The sequence below is a fragment of the Streptomyces sp. NPDC057253 genome, assembly GCF_042669125.1.
GTDB lineage: Bacteria > Actinomycetota > Actinomycetes > Streptomycetales > Streptomycetaceae > Streptomyces.
On sequence record NZ_JBHUXV010000297.1, the window covers coordinates 1 to 1,632 of the forward strand.

The following is a 1,632-nucleotide window of genomic DNA, read 5'->3' on the forward strand; positions in this document are numbered from 1 at the left end:
CGACGCGGCCCGGCGACTGTGCAGGAAGAGATCCTGTGCCAGGCGTTCGCCGAGGTCCTCGGCCTGGACAGCGTCGGCGTCGACGACGACTTCTTTGAGCTTGGTGGGCATTCGCTGTTGGCGACGCGGTTGGTGAGCCGGGTGCGTGCGGTGCTGGGCGTTGAAGTGGAGATTCGGGCACTGTTCGAGTCGCCGACGCCAGCTGGACTGGCGGCGAAGTTGGCCGAGGCAGGGCAGGCACGTGCGGCGCTGGTGAAGGTTGAGCGTCCGGCCCGGGTGCCGTTGTCCTACGCGCAGCGACGGCTGTGGTTCATCGGGCAGCTGGAAGGGCCGAGCCAGACGTACAACAGCCCTGTTGTACTGAGTCTGACCGGGAAGTTGGACCGTCAGGCTCTGGCTGAGGCGCTCCGCGATGTCCTGGGGCGGCATGAGGCGCTTCGCACGGTGTTTCCCGTGGTCGACGGCGAGCCGTATCAGCGCGTTCTGGGCATGGACGAGCTCGCATGGGAGCTGACGGTGACCGAGGTCGCCTCGCCGGACTTGTCCGAGGCGGTGGCTCGGGCGACACAGCATGCGTTCGACTTGGCAGTTGAGGTACCTGTGAGGGCCTCGTTGTTCGCAGTGGGCCCGGACGAGCACGTTTTTGCACTTGTGGTGCATCACATTGCGGGTGATGGCTGGTCGATGGGTCCGTTGGCGCGGGATTTGTCGATGGCGTATGGGGCGCGGTGTGGGGGTGGCGTTCCGGGGTGGGAGCCGTTGCCGGTGCAGTACGCGGATTATGCGTTGTGGCAGCGGGACCTGCTCGGTGCGGAGGAAGACCCAGGGAGCCTGCTCTCCCGGCAGATCGCTTACTGGCGAACTGAACTGGCGGGTGTTCCGGAGGAGTTGGGCCTGCCGTTTGATCGTGCGCGTCCTGCGGTGGCGAGTCATCGTGGGCACAGTGCGGGGTTTGTGGTGCCGGCGGGGGTGCATGCGCGGCTGGTGGAGTTGGCGCGGGCCGAGGGTGTGACGCTGTTCATGCTGATGCAGTCGGCGTTGGCGGTGACGTTGTCGCGGCTGGGCGCGGGTGTGGATATTCCGATCGGTTCGGCGATCGCGGGCCGGACGGATGAGGCGCTGGACGATCTGGTCGGCTGCTTTGTGAACACGTTGGTGTTGCGGACGGATCTGTCGGGTGATCCGTCGTTCGCTGAGGTGTTGGGGCGGGTGCGGGAGGCGGGTCTTGGGGCGTTCGCGCATCAGGATGTGCCGTTCGAGCGGTTGGTGGAGGAGCTGGCCCCGACCCGGTCCCTGGCCCGCCACCCCTTGTTCCAAGTTGTCCTCACGTTGCACAACACTGCCGAAGCCAGCCTTGATTTGGCTGGTGTGGGTGTGGAGCTGTTGTCGACGGCTCGTCCGGCGGCGAAGTTCGACGTGGACGTGATGGTGGGTGAGCTGTTCGACGCCGAGGGTGCGCCTGCGGGTGTGCGTGGTGCGGTGACGGTGGCGGCGGATCTCTTCGATGAGGAGGTTGCCGGGGCGCTCGCGGGCCGTTTGGTGCGGGTGCTTGAGGCGTTGGTGGAGGATCCGTCGTCTCGGGTGTCTGGGGTGGATGTGTTGGGTCTGGGGGAGCGGGCTCGGGTGTTGGAG

1 protein-coding gene is annotated in these 1,632 nt (G+C 66.5%); it reads left to right on the forward strand.

Annotated features, from left to right (window positions below):
- Nucleotides 1–18 precede the first annotated feature (18 nt).
- Nucleotides 19–1,632 (forward strand): condensation domain-containing protein (locus ACFULQ_RS49080; RefSeq protein ID WP_383558350.1); only part of this gene is annotated, 1,614 nt, incomplete at its 3' end.